The organism is Paenibacillus tengchongensis, from assembly GCF_008973665.1.
GTDB lineage: Bacteria > Bacillota > Bacilli > Paenibacillales > Paenibacillaceae > Paenibacillus_AQ > Paenibacillus_AQ tengchongensis.
The window spans coordinates 1-16318 of the sequence record NZ_WACP01000013.1; the positions used below are offsets into that span (position 1 = coordinate 1).

Consider the following 16318-nt stretch of genomic DNA (forward strand, 5'->3'; position numbering starts at 1 on the left):
GTAAGACCCCTTGAAGACGACGAGGTTGATAGGTTGGAGGTGGAAGTGCAGCAATGCATGGAGCTGACCAATACTAATCGGTCGAGGGCTTATCCAAAATTACCCCAAAAAGTGAAGCGAAGGCTTCGGAGAGTACACCGAGTACTTTTCGGGGACCCCGGGACACCGAGTAAGGGCTAAAACGCACATTCGTTTCGATCCAGTTTTCAGGCGATCAAGGCCTGCCGTTTGGTGGCGATGGCGGAGGGGTTCCACGCGTACCCATCCCGAACACGACCGTTAAGCCCTCCAGCGCCGATGGTACTTGGACCGAAGGGTCCTGGGAGAGTAGGACGCCGCCAAGCACATGGAAAGCCGCATTTGACATCATGTCATTTGCGGTTTTTTTGTGTTAAGTTGTAAAGACTTATATTATAAAGGGTGCTTATCGTTTATTGAGAACTCTATGGTAGCTTGTCTAATCTTCCACCTTAAGGGGGCAGCAGGCATGCGCGGCAAAATCATTAGTATCAGTGGACTTGATGGTGCTGGAAAAACAACACAGTTGAATCTTTTACAAAAGAGATTGCAACAAATGCAACTCAACTGTACTGCTTTGCAATTTGAGGTAGAGGACTATGGGGAACGAGCGAAGCAAAAGCTAACAGAGTTATCACAATATGACGTAGTTTTTACCAGGCTCTGTTTGGACTGGAAACATAGATTTCCGTTAATGCATGACTTTGTTTATACGGATGAACTTCAAAATGGCGGAAATGCAATGGCTGTCACTTCTGTGTTTGCCGGGGGTTGTCTGCAGGTTTACCACGAATGTCTCGACCCGCTTTTAGAGAAGGGAATCCACCTGGTATTGGACCGGTATTGGTACGATGATATTGTTTACAGAAGTTTTTGGATTGAAGAAGCTGCAATTCGTTCGTTGTACCAATCTATTCCGGCAGCGGATTTAGCAATTTTTTTAGATATACCACCAAGCCTTAGCTATGAGAGAAATCGGCTGCGTGCAGATGGTAAGAGCCCCTTGATGAGAGATATCAAAAACGTGACGATATTATCCGAAAGGTTCAATGCGCTTGCGCAGAAAGAGAACATGCTCATAGTAGATGGGACTCAAGAGCTGGAGGCAAAACACCATATTATATTTCATAAAGTCCTCGCTCTTCTGGAAACCGACCCGATATAAACATACCAGAGGTTTACTAAGGTGTTGATGGCCTGAAATAAAAAAACTTATGCACATGTGGATAGCGTTGATTTTATCCATATGACCCAAGTACTCCCCAGATTGCTGTGGATTTCAGGAGAGGTTATGTGGATACAGCGCATGGATGTGGATGAAATAATGAAGGAGCGAATAAGTTATGGACAAGACAAGCAACTTACTGTGGACAGAGCGTTTTTTTGTTCATGCCAGCGATACCGATTTCCGTTCCAGGGTTAAGCTTTCCTATCTTCTTGATATCATGCAGCGTGCTGCAGATTCGGCTGTCAGCAGTTTGGGCCTGGATATGGAGAAGATAATAGAGGCAAGAATGGGCTGGATGGTCATCACAATGAAGCTGGAGATTAAGCGCCTGCCGCAGCCGAACGAATCGCTAACCGTGCAGACCTGGAGCAAGGGTACCAGGGGAGCACTCTGGCAGCGGGATTACCGGATATTTGACGAAGAAGGGCTGGAGATTGCTGTAGCTCGTTCCATCTGGGCGCTTGTGGATATCGATAAAAGAAAGATTCTCCGCCCCTCAGCGCTTCCGGTCACAGTGGAGCCTTATCTTGCGGACTCTGTGGGAAACTTGCCCGACAAAGTGATGATTCCGGACGATGAACCGCTGGAGGAAGCTTACCGCTATCAGGTGAGATACAGCGGGCTCGATAACAACGGTCATCTTAACAATGCCCGTTATGTCGATTTATGCTGTGATGCATTGTCGCTGGAAGAGTGGGAGGAATCGGAGCTTACCGGCCTTCATATTACATATGCGCAGGAAGCTACTTTCGGGGATGAGATCGCCGTCTGGCGCTCAGCCTGGACCGGAGAGGGGATTTATGTCCGTGGGCGGGGCGACAGGCATGTTTGCTTTGAAGCCTGCCTTCAACTTGCTAAGCCGTGAGCATAACAAAGGCACATACTTTAGAGAGCTTATCAGCAGCTAACCGCATCTACGGAGAGCTGCTTTTTTTATACCATTTATTCACAGGATGTCACAAATCGCTGATCAGGGTTCGTTATATAGGTGTACAAGGAAAATGGAGGTGATTTTTTTGGAGCAAGGCAACCCCGGGGTTATACGTTTCTGAATTGCTCATTGGCTGTGACTCCTTTCGGCTGGCGACTAGCTATATTTTATACAGGGAGGGCGGTTTCCGCCTGATGATATTTGCGGACTTTTGAATAATGGTATAATAAGTTGTTGATGGAGAAAGGAGCGTACTATGAAAGCATTAGTATTGGCAGAGAAGCCGTCCGTTGCGCGGGAAATTGCGCGGGTGCTGGGCTGCGGCAACAAGCAGAAGAGTTATATGGAAGGACCGAAGTATATCGTAACCTGGGCTTTGGGCCATCTGGTAGGGCTGGCGGAGCCGGAGGATTATAATAGCAAGTATGCGTCATGGGCGCTGGAGGATCTGCCGATTCTCCCAGACAAAACCAAACTGAAGGTGCTGCGCGAGACCAGCCAGCAGTACAAGGCGGTCCAGCATCTGATGAACCGTCAGGATGTCGGCGAGCTGATTATCGCGACCGATGCCGCGCGGGAAGGCGAGCTGCTGGCACGCTGGATCATGAACATGGCGGGCTGGCGCAAGCCGTTCAAGCGGCTGTGGATCTCCTCGCAGACAGATAAGGCCATCAAGGAAGGATTCGCCGCATTGCGTCCGGGCAAGGATTTCGACCGGCTGTATGAATCGGCGCGCTGCCGCGCGGAGGCGGACTGGATGATCGGGCTGAACGTGACCCGGGCGCTGACCTGCAAATTCGGGGCGCCGCTGTCGGCCGGACGTGTGCAGACGCCGACGCTCGGTATGATCATGGACCGGGAAAATGAGATTACGGGCTTCCGCTCACAGGAATATGAGCTGCTGAGTGCCGATTTCGGCAGCTTTCAGGCCGGCTGGCGCGCTGCGGGCGGCGACGGGCGGATCTTCGACAAGGCGAAGACCGCTGCGCTTAAAGAGAAGCTTACCGGGCGCACCGGCAAGGTCGTGAAGGTTCACAAAAGCGAGAAATCCGAGCCGCATCCGCTGGCCTATGACCTGACGGAGCTGCAGCGGGACGCGAACAAGAAGTTCGGCTTCTCGGCCAAGCAGACGTCCAGCGTACTGCAGCGCCTGTACGAGCAGCACAAGCTGGTGACTTACCCGCGTACGGACAGCCGCTATCTGACGGCAGATATGACCGGGACCCTCAAGGAGCGGCTGGAAAGCGTAGCCGTCGGCCCGTATGCTCCATTGGCCCGGCCGCTGCTGCGCAAGCCGCTGCCGGTTACCAAGCGCATTGTCGATGACAGCAAGGTCAGTGATCACCATGCGATTATTCCGACAGAGGAAACGGTGCTGCTCAATCAGCTGAGCCCGGAGGAGCGCAAGCTGTATGATCTGATCGTACGCCGTTTTATCTGCCTGTTCTATCCGGCGGCGCGTTACGATGCGGTGGCCGTTACCGTCAATGTAGAAGGTGAAAGCTTCTACATTAAAGGTACTACCGTCAAAGATGCCGGATGGCGTGAGGTGTACGGCGGAGATATGAGCAGCGACGAGGACGAGGATGACGCCGGGGATGAGCCGGCTGCGGGCAGTGTGAAGCTGCCGGAGCTGCGAGAAGGGGAGAGCGTCAAGGTGGAGCGCTGCCTGATCCGCTCCGGCCGGACCCAGCCGCCCAAGCGGTACACGGAAGCTTCGCTGCTGACGCAGATGGAGAAGCACGGGCTGGGCACACCGGCTACCCGCGCCGACATCATTGAGAAGCTGGTCAACTCGGATACGCTTGAACGGCAAGGAAATTCGCTGCACCCGACCGGCAAAGGCAAGCAGTTGATCGGGCTCGTTGCGGCGCAGCTGCGTACGCCGGAGCTGACGGCGCGCTGGGAAGCGGAGCTGGAGAGAATCGCCAAGGGGCAGGGGAGACCGGAACCCTTCCTGCAAGGCATCCGGGGCATGGCCAAGGAGCTGGTGGCAGGCGTCAAGAACAGCAGTGCGGAATACAAGCCGCATAATGTCTCGAACAGCCACTGTCCGGAGTGCGGCACCCGGCTCCTGGAGAAGAAGACCAAGCGCGGCAAGCTGCTGGTCTGCCCGGCCGACGACTGTGGATATACCCGGGCGGGCGAGAAGCGTCTCTCGAACCGCCGCTGTCCGCAGTGCCACAAGAAGATGGAGCTGAAGGAAGGCAAGGCGGGAATGTTCGTGCAGTGCCTGGGCTGCGGAATCACGGAGACGCTGGATAAAGACCACAAGCACATCAACAAACGCGAACAGCAGAAGCTGGTCCAGCAGTACAGCAAGCAGGAGAGCGCCGGCACAAGCCTGGGCGACCTGCTCAAGGCGGCCATGGAAGCGAAGGAGAAGGGTAAATAGAGATCAAGTGTACGGATAGAAGAAGCGGGGGATGGAATGGCTATCACGAAAAAGCAGCGGAAAGCGGTAGACCGACCTGCCGCTCTGGAGAAGAATAAAGACAGCCGATGGTTCTTCCTGGTGATTGTATTTATGTTCTGGTTCTCCTCCTACATTTATGTACCGGTGTTGTCACCCTATGTGGAGTCTCTTGGTGCATCGTATACGATGGTCGGGGCGGTGCTAGGCGTATATGGGCTGGTACAGATTCTGTGCCGACTGCCGATCGGCATCGGCTCGGATATGTTGAACCGCCGCCGGCCGTTCGTCCTGCTCGGACTGCTGGCCAGCGGAGCGAGCTGCCTGCTGTTCATGGCCGGGGCGCATCCCGGCTGGGCGCTGGCCGCGCGCGCCGTAGCGGGAGTTGCAGCATCGGCATGGGTGGTATACTCGGTGATGTTTGCCGGGTATTTTCCAAAGGAGGATGCGGGCAAAGCGATGGGCATGCTGCAGTTTGCCACCGTCATTGCCCAGCTTGCCAGTATGCTGGTCAGCGGGACAATTGTCGAGCATTGGGGCTGGAACGCCCCGTTTATGATCGGACTTGTTGTGGCGGCTGTGGCAGCTTTACTCACCCTGCGCCTGCCGGAACAACAGGCGGAGCGCCATACCGGTGGGATTCAGATCAAGGATCTAGCATCGGTGGTCAGGGAGCCGCTGCTGGTTAAGGTCTCCCTGTTATCTGTACTCGCGCATTGTGTGCTGTTTATTACCATGTTCGGTTATACTCCGAATCAGGCGCTTGCCCTGGGTGCCGCCAAAAGCGAGCTGGGCTGGCTGACACTGGCCTTTATGCTGCCTCATGCCATAGCGACGCTGTACGGCTCGCGCCTGCTCGGCGGGCGGCTGGGCGACCGCGGCACACTGCTGCTGGGCTTTGCCGGAACAGCGGTATTTACGCTGCTGATTCCTGCGGCGCCGACCTTGGCCGTACTGTGTGCCACGCAGGTGGGCAACGGATTGATGCAGGGGCTGATTTTTCCGTTGCTGCTTGGCAAGTCGGTATCCGGAGTGGAGCCTTACAAACGGGCTACGGCAATGGGATTCTACCAGGCCGTATATGCGGTCGGGATGTCCGGCGGACCATTCGTGGCAGGGTGGGTAAGCTCAGCCTATGGACTCCGGGGCGGGTTCTGGCTGGGTGCAGCAGCAGCAGCGGCGGCAGCGGTATTGTCCTGGGTCTGGCTCAGGGAGCGGGAGAATGCGGGTGCTGTCATGCAAAGTAAGGTTGTGGACGCGAAGGAGCGGTAACAGGCTGAGGATTGGTCTTTTGCCGCCAGGGGTACTATAATGAATAGTAGAGGGAAGCTCAGGAGGAGGAGCCGGAAGCGATGGTTAGGGGAATACTGCTGTGGTTTGTCATTATTAATGTGATCGGGTATGTCGTCATGGCCGAGGATAAGGATAAGGCGCGCAAACGGCGCGACAGAGTGCCGGAGAAGACGCTGTTCCTGCTGGCCTTTATGGGCGGGGCCCTCGGTGTGCTGATAGCGATGTACCGTAAACGGCACAAGACACGGCATGCTTCCTTCCGGATCGGAATTCCGCTCTTGCTGCTGCTTAACTTCGTACTCTACGGGTATTTTCTGCAGTCATAGAATTGGCAGTTCCGAAGCCCGGATCAGATCCGGACAGGCTGCGGAGCAAGAGCCCCGCGGTGAGGGGTAATTTTACGATGATACAGAAAGAGGTGGCGTACATGTTATTCTCGAAAATTCTGCTTGCCTACGACGGTTCCAAAGCTTCCAACAAAGCGCTTGAGCGGGCGATTGAACTGGCCAAGCTCACTCCGGGTTCATCGCTGCATGTCGTCCACGCCTTTGAGTTTCCGCGGTTCTTCATCGGGGAGGCGCTGGCGCCCCTGCCGGCTTCCGTAAACAAGGATTATTACGATTTAGCGGTTCAGACTACGGATGAGGTTAAAGGACGCCTTGAAGCCGAAGGACTGAATGCCACAGTGGAACTGCTGCAAGGCTCACCAGCCGAAGTCCTTCTGAATTATGCAAACGAAAACGGCATCGATGTCATTGTCATCGGCAGCCGGGGACTGGGCGGTATCCGCGAATTCGTCCTGGGCAGTGTCAGCCACAATGTGGTTCAGAGCGCCCGCATTCCGGTGCTGGTCGTTAAATAAATATAGTGAAGAGAGGAACGCTGCGGCGTTCCCCTTTTTGTATGCGGCAGCTGGTGGCATGACCGCTTGATTTGTGCCCAAAAGCGAACAATTGGGAGACAAGATATAACAATGTTCGTGTTTAAGTTGACATCAAGTGTAGGGCATTGTTAAACTGAACCTATGAAGAGCTCGTATATATCCGGGAATAGGGCCCGGAAGTCTCTACCCGGTAACCGTAAATTGCCGGACTACGAGGAAACAGGAACGCCCCAGCGGCCTTAAAGCGCTCCCCGGATAGCCGGGGCGGCGGGCTGTGTACTGCCGCATGCCGCAATTCGGCGGATGCCGGCATAAGCCACCTGTTCTCCTGCAGAAGTCCGGTCCACCCGCGAGTCGCTTGCGTTTGGAATCCGGGCTTTTTTGTTCTGATTTATGGGATACTGGTAGAGAAGGGGGAACCTATACCGGCGAGCTAGAATACAGAGAACGGAAAGGCAGGTTGAAGCATGTCTGTACAGGTTGGAGTAATTATGGGCAGCAAGTCGGATTGGGAGACAATGGAGCATGCCTGTGCCGTGCTGGAGGAATTAAAGGTTCCTTATGAGAAAAAGGTTGTCTCCGCGCACCGTACGCCGGACTTGATGTTCCGTTATGCGGAGGAAGCCGCGGGCCGGGGACTCCGCGTTATTATCGCCGGTGCGGGCGGCGCTGCGCATCTGCCGGGAATGGTGGCAGCGAAGACGGTGCTGCCGGTCATCGGCGTGCCGGTGCAGACCAAGGCCCTGAACGGCCTTGATTCGCTGCTCTCCATCGTACAGATGCCGGGCGGCATTCCGGTCGCTACGGTGGCAATCGGCCGTGCGGGTGCGGTGAACGCCGGCCTGCTGGCGGCGCAGATCATCGGCGCCTACGAGCCGGAGGTGGCCGCGCGGGTAGCCGCGCGGCGCGAGGCTATCCAGCGTGAAGTGCTGGATAGCAGCGACAGCCTATGAGACAGGGGGAACCGGGCAGCATGAGCACGGAGAAGGGATGGCGGACAGCCGGGGCTGACGCGGAGAAGGTTGAAGCAGGCGCTGGCGGTACCGGGGAGAGAACGGCTGTAGCGGGGGGCGGCGAAGCGGGTAAAGGCGGAGTGAGAAAAACGGAGTCGGGTAAGGCTGAGGCGAGTGCTAGCGGAGCCCGGGAGCGTAAGACCGAAGCGAGTGCTGGCGGAGCCGGGGAGCGTAAGGCCGATGCGGGCAGGGCTGAAGCAGGCGGCGGCGCGGCGGTGAAGACGCTGGCGCCCGGCGCGACGGTCGGCGTGCTCGGCGGCGGCCAGCTCGGCCGGATGCTGGCGCTTGCCGGCAGCGCCATGGGCTACCGCTTCGTGGCGCTCGATCCGGCGCCGGATGCGCCGTGCGGGCAGGTGTCGCCGCAGATCACCGCGGCGTACAGCGATCTTGCGGCGGCGCGCGAGCTGGCGCGCCGCTCCGATGTCATCACGTACGAGTTCGAGAACGTCGACGCGGGCGTAGCCGCGCTGCTGACGGAGGAAGCGTACGTGCCGCAGGGCAGCCGGCTGCTGTATACGACGCAGCACCGGCTGCGCGAGAAGGCCGCCATCGAGGCGGCAGGCGTGCCGGTTGCCCCGTACCGCAAGGTCGGCAGCCTGGACGAGCTTGCGGCCGCGGCTGCCGAGCTGGGCCTGCCCTGTGTGCTGAAGACGGCCACAGGGGGGTACGACGGCAAGGGACAAGCCGTCATCCGGGAGCCGGAAGCGCTGGAAGCCGCGTTCCGGCAGGTGGCGCCGGGCGCCGCGCAGGGTGGGGTGCCCGAGCTGGTGCTGGAGAAGTTCGTCAGCTTCCGCTGCGAAATCTCCGTGGTTGCCGCGCGCAGCGCCTCCGGCGAAGTGAAGAGCTTCCCGCCGGCGGAGAATATCCATGTGAACAATATTCTTCACTTGTCGATCGTACCGGCACGGGTGCCGGAGGAGATTCAGCGCCGGGCCTGCGAGCTGGCCGAGCGCCTGGTCGCTGGACTGGATGCAGTAGGACTGCTGGCGGTAGAGATGTTCGTGACTGAGGACGGCGAATTATTCGTCAACGAGCTGGCGCCGCGTCCGCATAACTCCGGCCATTACACGATGGACGCCTGTGCAACGTCGCAGTTCGAGCAGCATGTCCGCGCAGTCTGCAATCTGCCGCTGGGTGAGACCACGCTGCTCACGCCTGTGGTGATGGTGAATGTATTGGGCCAGCACCTGGAGGGCGCCGTAGAGCGCACCGTACGGGCGGATGAAATAGCACAGCAACTGGGTGTGATTCCTAAGCTTCATATATACGGCAAGACTGAGAGCAAGACCGGCCGCAAGATGGGCCATATTAATCTGCTCTGCCGGGACACCGCTGACGCGCTGGCCTGGGTGGAGCAAACTAACCTTTGGAGGAACTAGACCGATATGATCGAACGTTACAGCAGACCCGAGATGCGGGCCATTTGGACCGAAGAGAATAAATTCAACGCCTGGCTGGAAGTCGAGCTGTGCGCCTGCGAGGCGTGGGCCGAGCTGGGAGTGATCCCGCAGGAGGATGTCGTGAAGCTGCGCGAGAATGCGAAATTCGACATTGACCGGATCAGTGAGATTGAGCTGGAGACCCGCCACGATGTCATCGCCTTTACCCGTGCGGTATCCGAGAGCCTTGGTGCAGAGCGCAAATGGGTGCACTACGGCCTGACTTCCACTGACGTGGTGGATACGGCGCTCGGCTACCTGCTGCGCCAGGCCAATGAGATTCTAGAGAAGGACATCATCAACTTCATTGAGATTCTGAAGGACAAAGCGGTAGCCTACAAGGATACCCCGATGATGGGCCGTACCCATGGCGTGCACGCGGAGCCGACTACCTTCGGCCTAAAGATGGCCCTCTGGTACGAGGAGATGAAACGCAACCTGGAGCGCTTCCGCCATGCCGCAAACGGCGTCCAGTTCGGCAAAATCTCCGGTGCAGTCGGCACCTACGCCAACATCGATCCGTTCGTGGAGGAATTCGTCTGCCGCAAGCTGGGCACCAGCCCGGCGCCGATCTCGACGCAGACGCTGCAGCGTGACCGTCACGCTGAATATATGGCGACATTGGCGCTGATCGCCACCTCGCTCGACAAGTTTGCGACCGAAATCCGTGCACTGCAGAAGAGTGAAGTGCGCGAGGTTGAGGAAGCTTTTGCCAAAGGTCAGAAGGGCTCCTCCGCCATGCCGCATAAACGCAACCCGATCGGCTGCGAGAACATTTCCGGCCTGTCGCGCGTCATCCGCGGGCATATGGTAACCGCCTATGAGGACGTGGCGCTGTGGCATGAACGCGACATCTCGCACTCCTCGGTGGAACGGATTATCCTGCCGGATGCGACGATGCTGCTGAACTACATGCTGAACCGCTTCGGCAACATTGTGAAGAACCTGACCGTCTTCCCGGAAAATATGAAACGCAACATGAACCGTACCTACGGTGTACCGTTCTCCGGCCGTCTGCTGACCAAGCTGATCGACAAGGGCTTCAGCCGCGAGCAGGCCTACGATACCGTGCAGCCGCGCGCTATGCAGGCATGGGAGCAGCAGACCCAGTTCCGCGACATTGTGGAAGCTACACCGGAAATAACGGCGGTGCTGAGTCCGGAAGAGATTGAGGATGCGTTTAATCCATCGTGGCATCTGAAGCATGTCGATACGATTTTCCGCAAGCTGGGCCTGATTTGAAGTTAGGGCAATTATTTGTTCAAGGGAGGAAATTTCCATGACTCACCCTGCCGTATCCACGGCTGTGGATCTCGTTGATGCACCGCTGCTCTACAAAGGAAAAGTCCGCGAGCTGTACGATCTGGGCGAACATACGCTGATTGTTGTGACCGACCGCATCTCGGCGTTCGACTATGTGCTTGATCCGGCCGTGCCGGAGAAGGGCAATGTGCTGAACCGGCTCAGCGCCTTCTGGTTCGGCAAGACCCGGCATCTGATGGAGAACCATGTCGTGCACATCGATGTGGATCATCTTGGCGGCATCGCCCGCGACAAGGAAGCGCTGAAGAATCGCATGATGGTCGTCCGCAAAGCAGAGCGCATCGATATCGAATGCGTGGTGCGCGGCTGCATTACCGGCGGCGGCTGGCGGCAGTACGAGCAGACCGGCGAGGTTAACGGCATCAAGCTGCCCGAAGGCCTGCGCAAGAATGCGGTGCTGGCGCAGCCGATCTTCACGCCGGCGGCCAAGAACGATGTCGGGCACGACGAGGACATTCCTTTTGAGCGGATGCAGGAGCTGATCGGCGCCGAACTTGCGCTGGAGCTGAAGGAAAAGAGCCTGCAGCTGTTCGCTTTTGCCAGAGAATACTGTGAAGAGCGCGGCATCATCCTGGCGGACTGCAAATTCGAGTTCGGGCTGCTGAATGGCAAGGTGATTCTGATTGACGAGATTTTTACTCCCGATGCGTCCCGGTTCTGGGCCAAAGAGAACTATGCCCTGGACATTGAGATCGACAGCATGGACAAGGAGCCGGTCCGGACGTACCTGTCCGCCTCCTCCTGGGACAAGAACAGCACCCCGGACCCGCTGCCGGCAGAGGTCGTGGAAGAAACCACCCGCCGTTATCTCGATATTTATCACCGTCTGACGGGGAACCAGCTGTAGGTTAACTGCAGAATGTGCAGCTATATTAGTCATGAATTCGGAAAATGAAACAATAGATGTATCCAGTACAACTATATTCGGCGTTTTATCCGAGGGGCTGCGTAATGGCCGATTATAGTTGTAACATCTGCAATTATAATCAGATTTTGCCGGACAAACCGGAATTTAGCTGCACGGAATACAGTTATCATCATGTTCAGAATAACGGGGCCACCGCTAAAAACAGGATTGGACAGGATAGCCCGATTAAACTTTAGGAGGAACTATAAGCGTATGTTAAAAGCGACAGTCTATGTCACCATCAAGAAGAGCGTGCTCGATCCCCAAGGTGTAGCCGTACAGGGAGCGCTGCATTCCGTCGGATTCCAGGAAGTGGAGTCGCTGCGCATCGGTAAATATATGGAGCTGACGCTCGATACGGACAACCGGGCCGAAGCCGAAGGCCGCCTGAAGGATATGTGCGAGAAGCTGCTGGCCAACACGGTGATCGAAGATTACCGTTATGAATTGGAGGACTGAACCTCATGAAATTTGCTGTTCTTGTCTTTCCGGGCTCCAATTGTGACATTGACTGCTACAAAGCGGTGGAAGACAGCCTGGGCGAACCGGTGGATTATGTCTGGCATACGGCGACGGACCTCTCGGCCTATGACTGCATCCTCGTTCCGGGCGGCTTCTCTTATGGTGACTATCTGCGCTGCGGCGCGATTTCCCGCTTCGCTCCGGTAATGGCTGAAGTGGCCAAAGCGGCGGAGCAGGGCAAATTCGTGCTCGGGATCTGCAACGGGTTCCAGATTCTGACCGAAGCGGGCCTCCTGCCGGGAGCGCTGCGCCGCAACATGTCGATGAAGTTCCGCTGCCATGATACGGTGCTTAAAGTCGTTAATAACACAACCCCGTTTACCATTGACTATGCAAAAGATGAGGAGATCGTTATCCCGATCGCCCACGGGGAAGGCAACTACTATTGCGATGAAGAGACGCTGGCATCGCTTCAGGCGAATAATCAGGTTGTCTTCCAATATTCGGACAACCCGAACGGCTCGGTCGCCGATATCGCCGGCATCTGCAACCAGGCGGGCAATGTTGTCGGCATGATGCCGCATCCGGAGCGCGCAGTAAGCAGCCTGCTCGGCTCGGAAGACGGCAAACGGATGTTCACATCCATTCTCAAGACATGGAGGGATCGTTATGACGCAGCAAGTATCCGCTAAGGAGCCGACCGCAGAGCAGATTGCGGAGCAGAAAATTTACAGCCAGTTCGGGGTGTCGGACAGCGAATATGAACTGATTACTTCCTTCATGGGCCGCTTGCCCAACTATACAGAAATCGGCGTATTCTCCGTCATGTGGTCCGAGCACTGCGCGTACAAGAACTCCAAGCCGCTGCTCGGGCGCTTCCCGACAAGCGGGCCGCGCGTGCTGATGGGACCCGGCGAAGGCGCGGGGATCGTCGATATCGGCGACAACCAGGCGGTTGTCTTCAAGATTGAAAGCCACAACCATCCTTCGGCGGTAGAGCCTTATCAGGGCGCGGCGACCGGGGTGGGCGGGATTATCCGCGATATTTTCTCGATGGGCGCTAGACCTGTGGCGCTGCTCAACTCCCTGCGGTTCGGGAAGCTTGAGAGCGACCGCGTGAAATACCTGTTCGAGCATGTCGTCTCCGGCATCGCCGGCTACGGCAACTGTATCGGCATTCCGACGGTCGGCGGCGAGATCATGTTCGACGACAGCTATGACGGCAATCCGCTGGTTAATGCCATGTGCGTCGGACTGATCGATCACGACAAAATCCAGCGCGGCGTCGCCAAGGGCGTAGGCAACCCGGTCTTCTATGTCGGTCCGCCAACCGGACGCGACGGCATCCACGGGGCCACCTTCGCTTCCGTCGAGCTGAGCGAGGAGTCGGAAGCGAAGCGGACGGCGGTGCAGGTCGGCGATCCGTTCATGGAGAAGCTGGTCATGGAATCCTGCCTCGAGCTGATCGACAGCGGCATTGTACTGGGCATTCAGGACATGGGTGCAGCCGGATTGACCTGCTCCAGCGCAGAGATGGCCAGCAAGGCGGGCAACGGTCTGGAGCTGTACCTCGACCAGGTGCCGCAGCGCGAGGAGGGCATGACGCCTTACGAAATGATGCTGTCGGAATCGCAGGAACGGATGCTGTTCGTTGTGGAACCGAAGGATGAAGCGCAGGCGCAGGAAATCTTCGACCGCTGGGGCGTCATCTGCCGTAAGGTCGGCAAGGTGACCGACGACGGCCGTCTCAAGCTGTTCCATCACGGCGAAGTGGTCGGCGACATGCCGGTCAAAGCGCTGGTGGACGAGTGTCCAATCTACCGGAAGCCTTCAGCGGTTCCGGCCTATTATGAAGCAAATGCTGGCGTCGATACGCTGCGTTATGAAGAAGTGAAGGACCTGGGCGGCGCGCTGCGCAAGGTGCTGGCTTCGCCGACCGTCGCGAGCAAGGCATGGGTGTATAACCAATATGACTACATGGTCCGCACCAGCACGGCGGTCCGCCCCGGCTCCGATGCTGCCGTCGTGACGATTCACGGCACGCGCAAGGGCCTGGCGATGACGACTGACTGCAATGGCCGGTATGTCTATCTTGATCCTGAGGTGGGCGGACGGATCGCAGTCAGCGAAGCGGCCCGCAACATTGTCTGCTCCGGCGCGAAGCCGCTGGCGATCACGGACAACCTGAACTTCGGCAGTCCTGAGAAGCCGGAAATCTTCTGGCAGATGGAACGCGCCGTAGACGGTATGGCCGAGGCCTGCCGCGTGCTGGATACGCCGGTCATCGGCGGGAATGTCAGCCTGTACAACGAAAATGCCACCGGAGCCATCTATCCGACACCGGTTGTCGGCATGGTGGGCCTGGTTGAAGATACCGACCATATTACAACGCAGGGCTTCAAGCAGGAAGGCGACGCCATTCTGCTGCTGGGCACAACCTTCGCAGAGCTGGGTGGCAGCGAATTCCAGTATGCCGTGCATGGCGTAACGGAAGGCCGTCCGCCGGCGCTCGACCTGGCTGCCGAGCAGAAGCTGCTGGACGCCGTGCTCGCTGCGATCCGCGGCGGGCTGGTATCCTCCGCGCATGATCTCTCGGAAGGCGGCCTCGCAGGCGCGCTGGCCGAGAGCTGCATCAGCGGCAAGACCGGCGCGAACGTGGAGCTGGCCTCCGGCGGACTCCGCGCCGATGTGGCGCTGTTCAGCGAGAGCCAATCCCGCATTCTGCTGACGGCTAGGCCTGGCCGGGCGGAAGAGCTGAAAGCCGCAATCGCAGCCTACGACGTTCCCGTTGCCGTAATCGGCACGGTCGGCGGAGACCGGCTGCGGGTTACCTTAGACGGCGGACCTGTAGCTGTGCTGGATGAAGCTGTAAGTGAACTTACAACCGTTTGGGAGGATGCTATTCCATGTCTTATGAAATAAAGACCGGGAACAAGCAGGCAGCCCCTATCCTGTGGACCGGCGATTATTATAACGAAGGAACGGTTTCGGGAGATATTTTTGACACATTGAAAGAAGAATGCGGCGTCTTCGGAGTCTTCGGACACCCGGAGGCGGCCTCCATGTCCTACTACGGGCTGCACGCCCTGCAGCACCGGGGGGAAGAAAGCGCGGGCATCTGCGTAGCAGATGGGCGCAGCTTCAATTATCACCGCGGCATGGGTCTTGTCAAGGAAGTCTTCGACAAGGACAAAATCGCTTCGCTGATCGGGAACATGTCCATTGGACATGTACGTTATTCGACCAGCGGCGACAGCCGGCTGACCAATGCCCAGCCGCTCGTCTTCAAATACCGCGACGGCGATCTGGCCATTGCCACGAACGGCAATATCGTCAATGAGCCGCTGATCCGCAAGCGGCTGGAACGCAGCGGCTCGATCTTCCAGACGACGAGCGACACCGAGGTGCTGGCGCATCTGATTGCGCGTTCGCCGAAGGATTTCGTCGAAGCGGCCAAGGAGGCGCTGACCGAGCTGGTCGGCGGCTTTGCCTTCCTGCTGATGACCAATGACAAGCTGCTGGTCGCTTCCGACCCGAACGGCCTGCGTCCGCTGGTCATGGGCCGGATCGGCGAAGCCTATGTCTTCGCTTCGGAGTCCTGCGCGCTGGAAGTCATCGGCGCGACCCTGGTCCGCGATATCGAGCCGGGGGAGCTGCTGGTGCTGGACGAGCACGGACTGACCGAGGACCGCTTCGCGGAGCCGCAGCGCAAGGCGCTGTGCGCGATGGAGTATATCTATTTCGCCCGGCCGGACAGCGATCTGAACGGCTCGAACCTGCACGCCGCCCGCAAACGGATGGGCAGCCGGATGGCGCTGGAAGCGTTCGTCGACGCCGATATCGTCACCGGCGTGCCGGATTCCAGTATCTCGGCGGCTATCGGCTATGCCGAGCAGACAGGCATCCCCTATGAGCTCGGGCTGATCAAGAACAAATACACCGGCCGGACCTTCATCCAGCCGAGCCAGGAGCTGCGCGAGCAGGGCGTCAAGATGAAGCTCAGCGCCGTGCGCCGCGTCGTCGAAGGCCAGCGCGTCGTGATGATTGACGACTCCATCGTGCGCGGCACCACTTCGCGCCGGATCGTCAATCTGCTGCGCGAAGCCGGCGCCCTTGAAGTGCATGTGCGGATTACCTCACCGCCATTCAAGAACCCGTGCTTCTACGGGATTGATACCCCGGACCGCCGCGACCTGATCGCCTCTTATAAGACGATCGAAGAGATCTGCGGGGAGATCAATGCCGATTCGCTGGCGTTTCTCTCACCGGAAGGATTAATCCAGTCCGTCGGCGGACTTAACGGCGGCGACTACAAAGGCGGGCTCTGCCTCTCCTGCTTCGACAATGACTACCCGACGCAGGTGGATTTCGGCGGGGAAGAGAAAGACGGATGTTCGTGCTAGAGTGG

Annotated in this window: 14 protein-coding genes, 2 rRNA genes and 1 riboswitch; all 16 genes read left to right on the top strand. The window is 57.8% G+C overall.

Going from position 1 to position 16318, the window contains the following annotated elements; genetic code table 11:
- Positions 1 to 97: ribosomal RNA gene (locus F1381_RS20310) — 23S ribosomal RNA — on the top strand; the annotation flags it as partial.
- Between the two features lie 130 nt (positions 98 to 227).
- A 5S ribosomal RNA gene (rrf, locus tag F1381_RS20315) occupies positions 228 to 344 on the top strand.
- A gap of 143 nt (positions 345 to 487) precedes the next feature.
- Entirely contained in the window at positions 488 to 1183 is a 696-nt protein-coding gene (locus tag F1381_RS20320) for a dTMP kinase (protein ID WP_187355472.1), read from the top strand.
- A 178-nt stretch (positions 1184 to 1361) separates the two neighbouring features.
- A complete protein-coding gene (locus F1381_RS20325; RefSeq protein ID WP_151736682.1) occupies positions 1362 to 2111 on the top strand; it encodes an acyl-[acyl-carrier-protein] thioesterase in 750 nt (249 codons plus the stop codon).
- Between the two features lie 322 nt (positions 2112 to 2433).
- Positions 2434 to 4572 carry a DNA topoisomerase III gene (locus F1381_RS20330; RefSeq protein ID WP_151736683.1) on the top strand — a complete coding sequence of 713 codons (2139 nt, stop codon included), beginning with the start codon at positions 2434 to 2436 and terminating at the stop codon, positions 4570 to 4572.
- 36 nt (positions 4573 to 4608) lie between these two features.
- Positions 4609 to 5862: an MFS transporter gene (locus F1381_RS20335; RefSeq protein WP_151736684.1), complete on the top strand. Its 1254-nt coding sequence runs from the start codon at positions 4609 to 4611 to the stop codon at positions 5860 to 5862.
- An 80-nt stretch (positions 5863 to 5942) separates the two neighbouring features.
- Positions 5943 to 6209, top strand: coding sequence for a DUF1294 domain-containing protein (locus F1381_RS20340; RefSeq protein ID WP_151736685.1), 267 nt, complete (start codon positions 5943 to 5945; stop codon positions 6207 to 6209).
- Positions 6210 to 6310: 101 nt separating this feature from the next.
- Positions 6311 to 6745: a universal stress protein gene (locus F1381_RS20345; RefSeq protein ID WP_151736686.1), complete on the top strand. Its 435-nt coding sequence runs from the start codon at positions 6311 to 6313 to the stop codon at positions 6743 to 6745.
- Positions 6746 to 6896: 151 nt separating this feature from the next.
- Positions 6897 to 6998, top strand: a riboswitch (purine riboswitch).
- 235 nt (positions 6999 to 7233) lie between these two features.
- Positions 7234 to 7719 carry a 5-(carboxyamino)imidazole ribonucleotide mutase gene (gene purE / locus F1381_RS20350; protein ID WP_151736687.1) on the top strand — a complete coding sequence of 162 codons (486 nt, stop codon included), beginning with the start codon at positions 7234 to 7236 and terminating at the stop codon, positions 7717 to 7719.
- Positions 7720 to 7739: 20 nt separating this feature from the next.
- Positions 7740 to 9158, top strand: coding sequence for a 5-(carboxyamino)imidazole ribonucleotide synthase (gene purK / locus F1381_RS20355; protein WP_246188126.1), 1419 nt, complete (start codon positions 7740 to 7742; stop codon positions 9156 to 9158).
- A gap of 6 nt (positions 9159 to 9164) precedes the next feature.
- A complete protein-coding gene (gene purB / locus F1381_RS20360; RefSeq protein ID WP_151736688.1) occupies positions 9165 to 10460 on the top strand; it encodes an adenylosuccinate lyase in 1296 nt (431 codons plus the stop codon).
- Between the two features lie 37 nt (positions 10461 to 10497).
- Positions 10498 to 11388 (top strand): phosphoribosylaminoimidazolesuccinocarboxamide synthase, encoded by an 891-nt coding sequence (locus F1381_RS20365; RefSeq protein ID WP_151736689.1) that lies wholly within the window; start codon positions 10498 to 10500, stop codon positions 11386 to 11388.
- Between the two features lie 273 nt (positions 11389 to 11661).
- Positions 11662 to 11907, top strand: a complete 246-nt coding sequence (purS, locus tag F1381_RS20370; RefSeq protein WP_039298247.1) for a phosphoribosylformylglycinamidine synthase subunit PurS — start codon at positions 11662 to 11664, stop codon at positions 11905 to 11907.
- Between the two features lie 5 nt (positions 11908 to 11912).
- Entirely contained in the window at positions 11913 to 12602 is a 690-nt protein-coding gene (gene purQ / locus F1381_RS20375; RefSeq protein ID WP_151736690.1) for a phosphoribosylformylglycinamidine synthase subunit PurQ, read from the top strand.
- The gene (gene purL / locus F1381_RS20380; RefSeq protein WP_151736691.1) at positions 12580 to 14832 is read left to right on the top strand and encodes a phosphoribosylformylglycinamidine synthase subunit PurL; all 2253 of its coding nucleotides are present in this window, start codon (positions 12580 to 12582) and stop codon (positions 14830 to 14832) included. Before purQ ends, purL begins: the two co-directional genes overlap by 23 nt.
- The gene (gene purF, locus F1381_RS20385; RefSeq protein WP_151736692.1) at positions 14817 to 16313 is read left to right on the top strand and encodes an amidophosphoribosyltransferase; all 1497 of its coding nucleotides are present in this window, start codon (positions 14817 to 14819) and stop codon (positions 16311 to 16313) included. The genes purL and purF overlap by 16 nt, the downstream gene beginning before the upstream one ends.
- Positions 16314 to 16318: the final 5 nt, after the last annotated feature.

Excerpts from the sequence above, each read along its gene's own strand:
- F1381_RS20365 (WP_151736689.1), top strand. The coding sequence starts at position 10,498 with ATGACTCACCCTGCCGTATCCACGGCTGTGGATCTCGTTGATGCACCG.
- purQ (WP_151736690.1), top strand. The coding sequence starts at position 11,913 with ATGAAATTTGCTGTTCTTGTCTTTCCGGGCTCCAATTGTGACATTGAC.
- F1381_RS20330 (WP_151736683.1), top strand. The coding sequence starts at position 2,434 with ATGAAAGCATTAGTATTGGCAGAGAAGCCGTCCGTTGCGCGGGAAATT.
- F1381_RS20345 (WP_151736686.1), top strand. The coding sequence starts at position 6,311 with ATGTTATTCTCGAAAATTCTGCTTGCCTACGACGGTTCCAAAGCTTCC.
- purE (WP_151736687.1), top strand. The coding sequence starts at position 7,234 with ATGTCTGTACAGGTTGGAGTAATTATGGGCAGCAAGTCGGATTGGGAG.
- purF (WP_151736692.1), top strand. The coding sequence starts at position 14,817 with ATGTCTTATGAAATAAAGACCGGGAACAAGCAGGCAGCCCCTATCCTG.
- F1381_RS20320 (WP_187355472.1), top strand. The coding sequence starts at position 488 with ATGCGCGGCAAAATCATTAGTATCAGTGGACTTGATGGTGCTGGAAAA.
- F1381_RS20325 (WP_151736682.1), top strand. The coding sequence starts at position 1,362 with ATGGACAAGACAAGCAACTTACTGTGGACAGAGCGTTTTTTTGTTCAT.
- purL (WP_151736691.1), top strand. The coding sequence starts at position 12,580 with ATGACGCAGCAAGTATCCGCTAAGGAGCCGACCGCAGAGCAGATTGCG.
- F1381_RS20335 (WP_151736684.1), top strand. The coding sequence starts at position 4,609 with ATGGCTATCACGAAAAAGCAGCGGAAAGCGGTAGACCGACCTGCCGCT.
- purK (WP_246188126.1), top strand. The coding sequence starts at position 7,740 with ATGAGCACGGAGAAGGGATGGCGGACAGCCGGGGCTGACGCGGAGAAG.
- purS (WP_039298247.1), top strand. The coding sequence starts at position 11,662 with ATGTTAAAAGCGACAGTCTATGTCACCATCAAGAAGAGCGTGCTCGAT.
- purB (WP_151736688.1), top strand. The coding sequence starts at position 9,165 with ATGATCGAACGTTACAGCAGACCCGAGATGCGGGCCATTTGGACCGAA.
- F1381_RS20340 (WP_151736685.1), top strand. The coding sequence starts at position 5,943 with ATGGTTAGGGGAATACTGCTGTGGTTTGTCATTATTAATGTGATCGGG.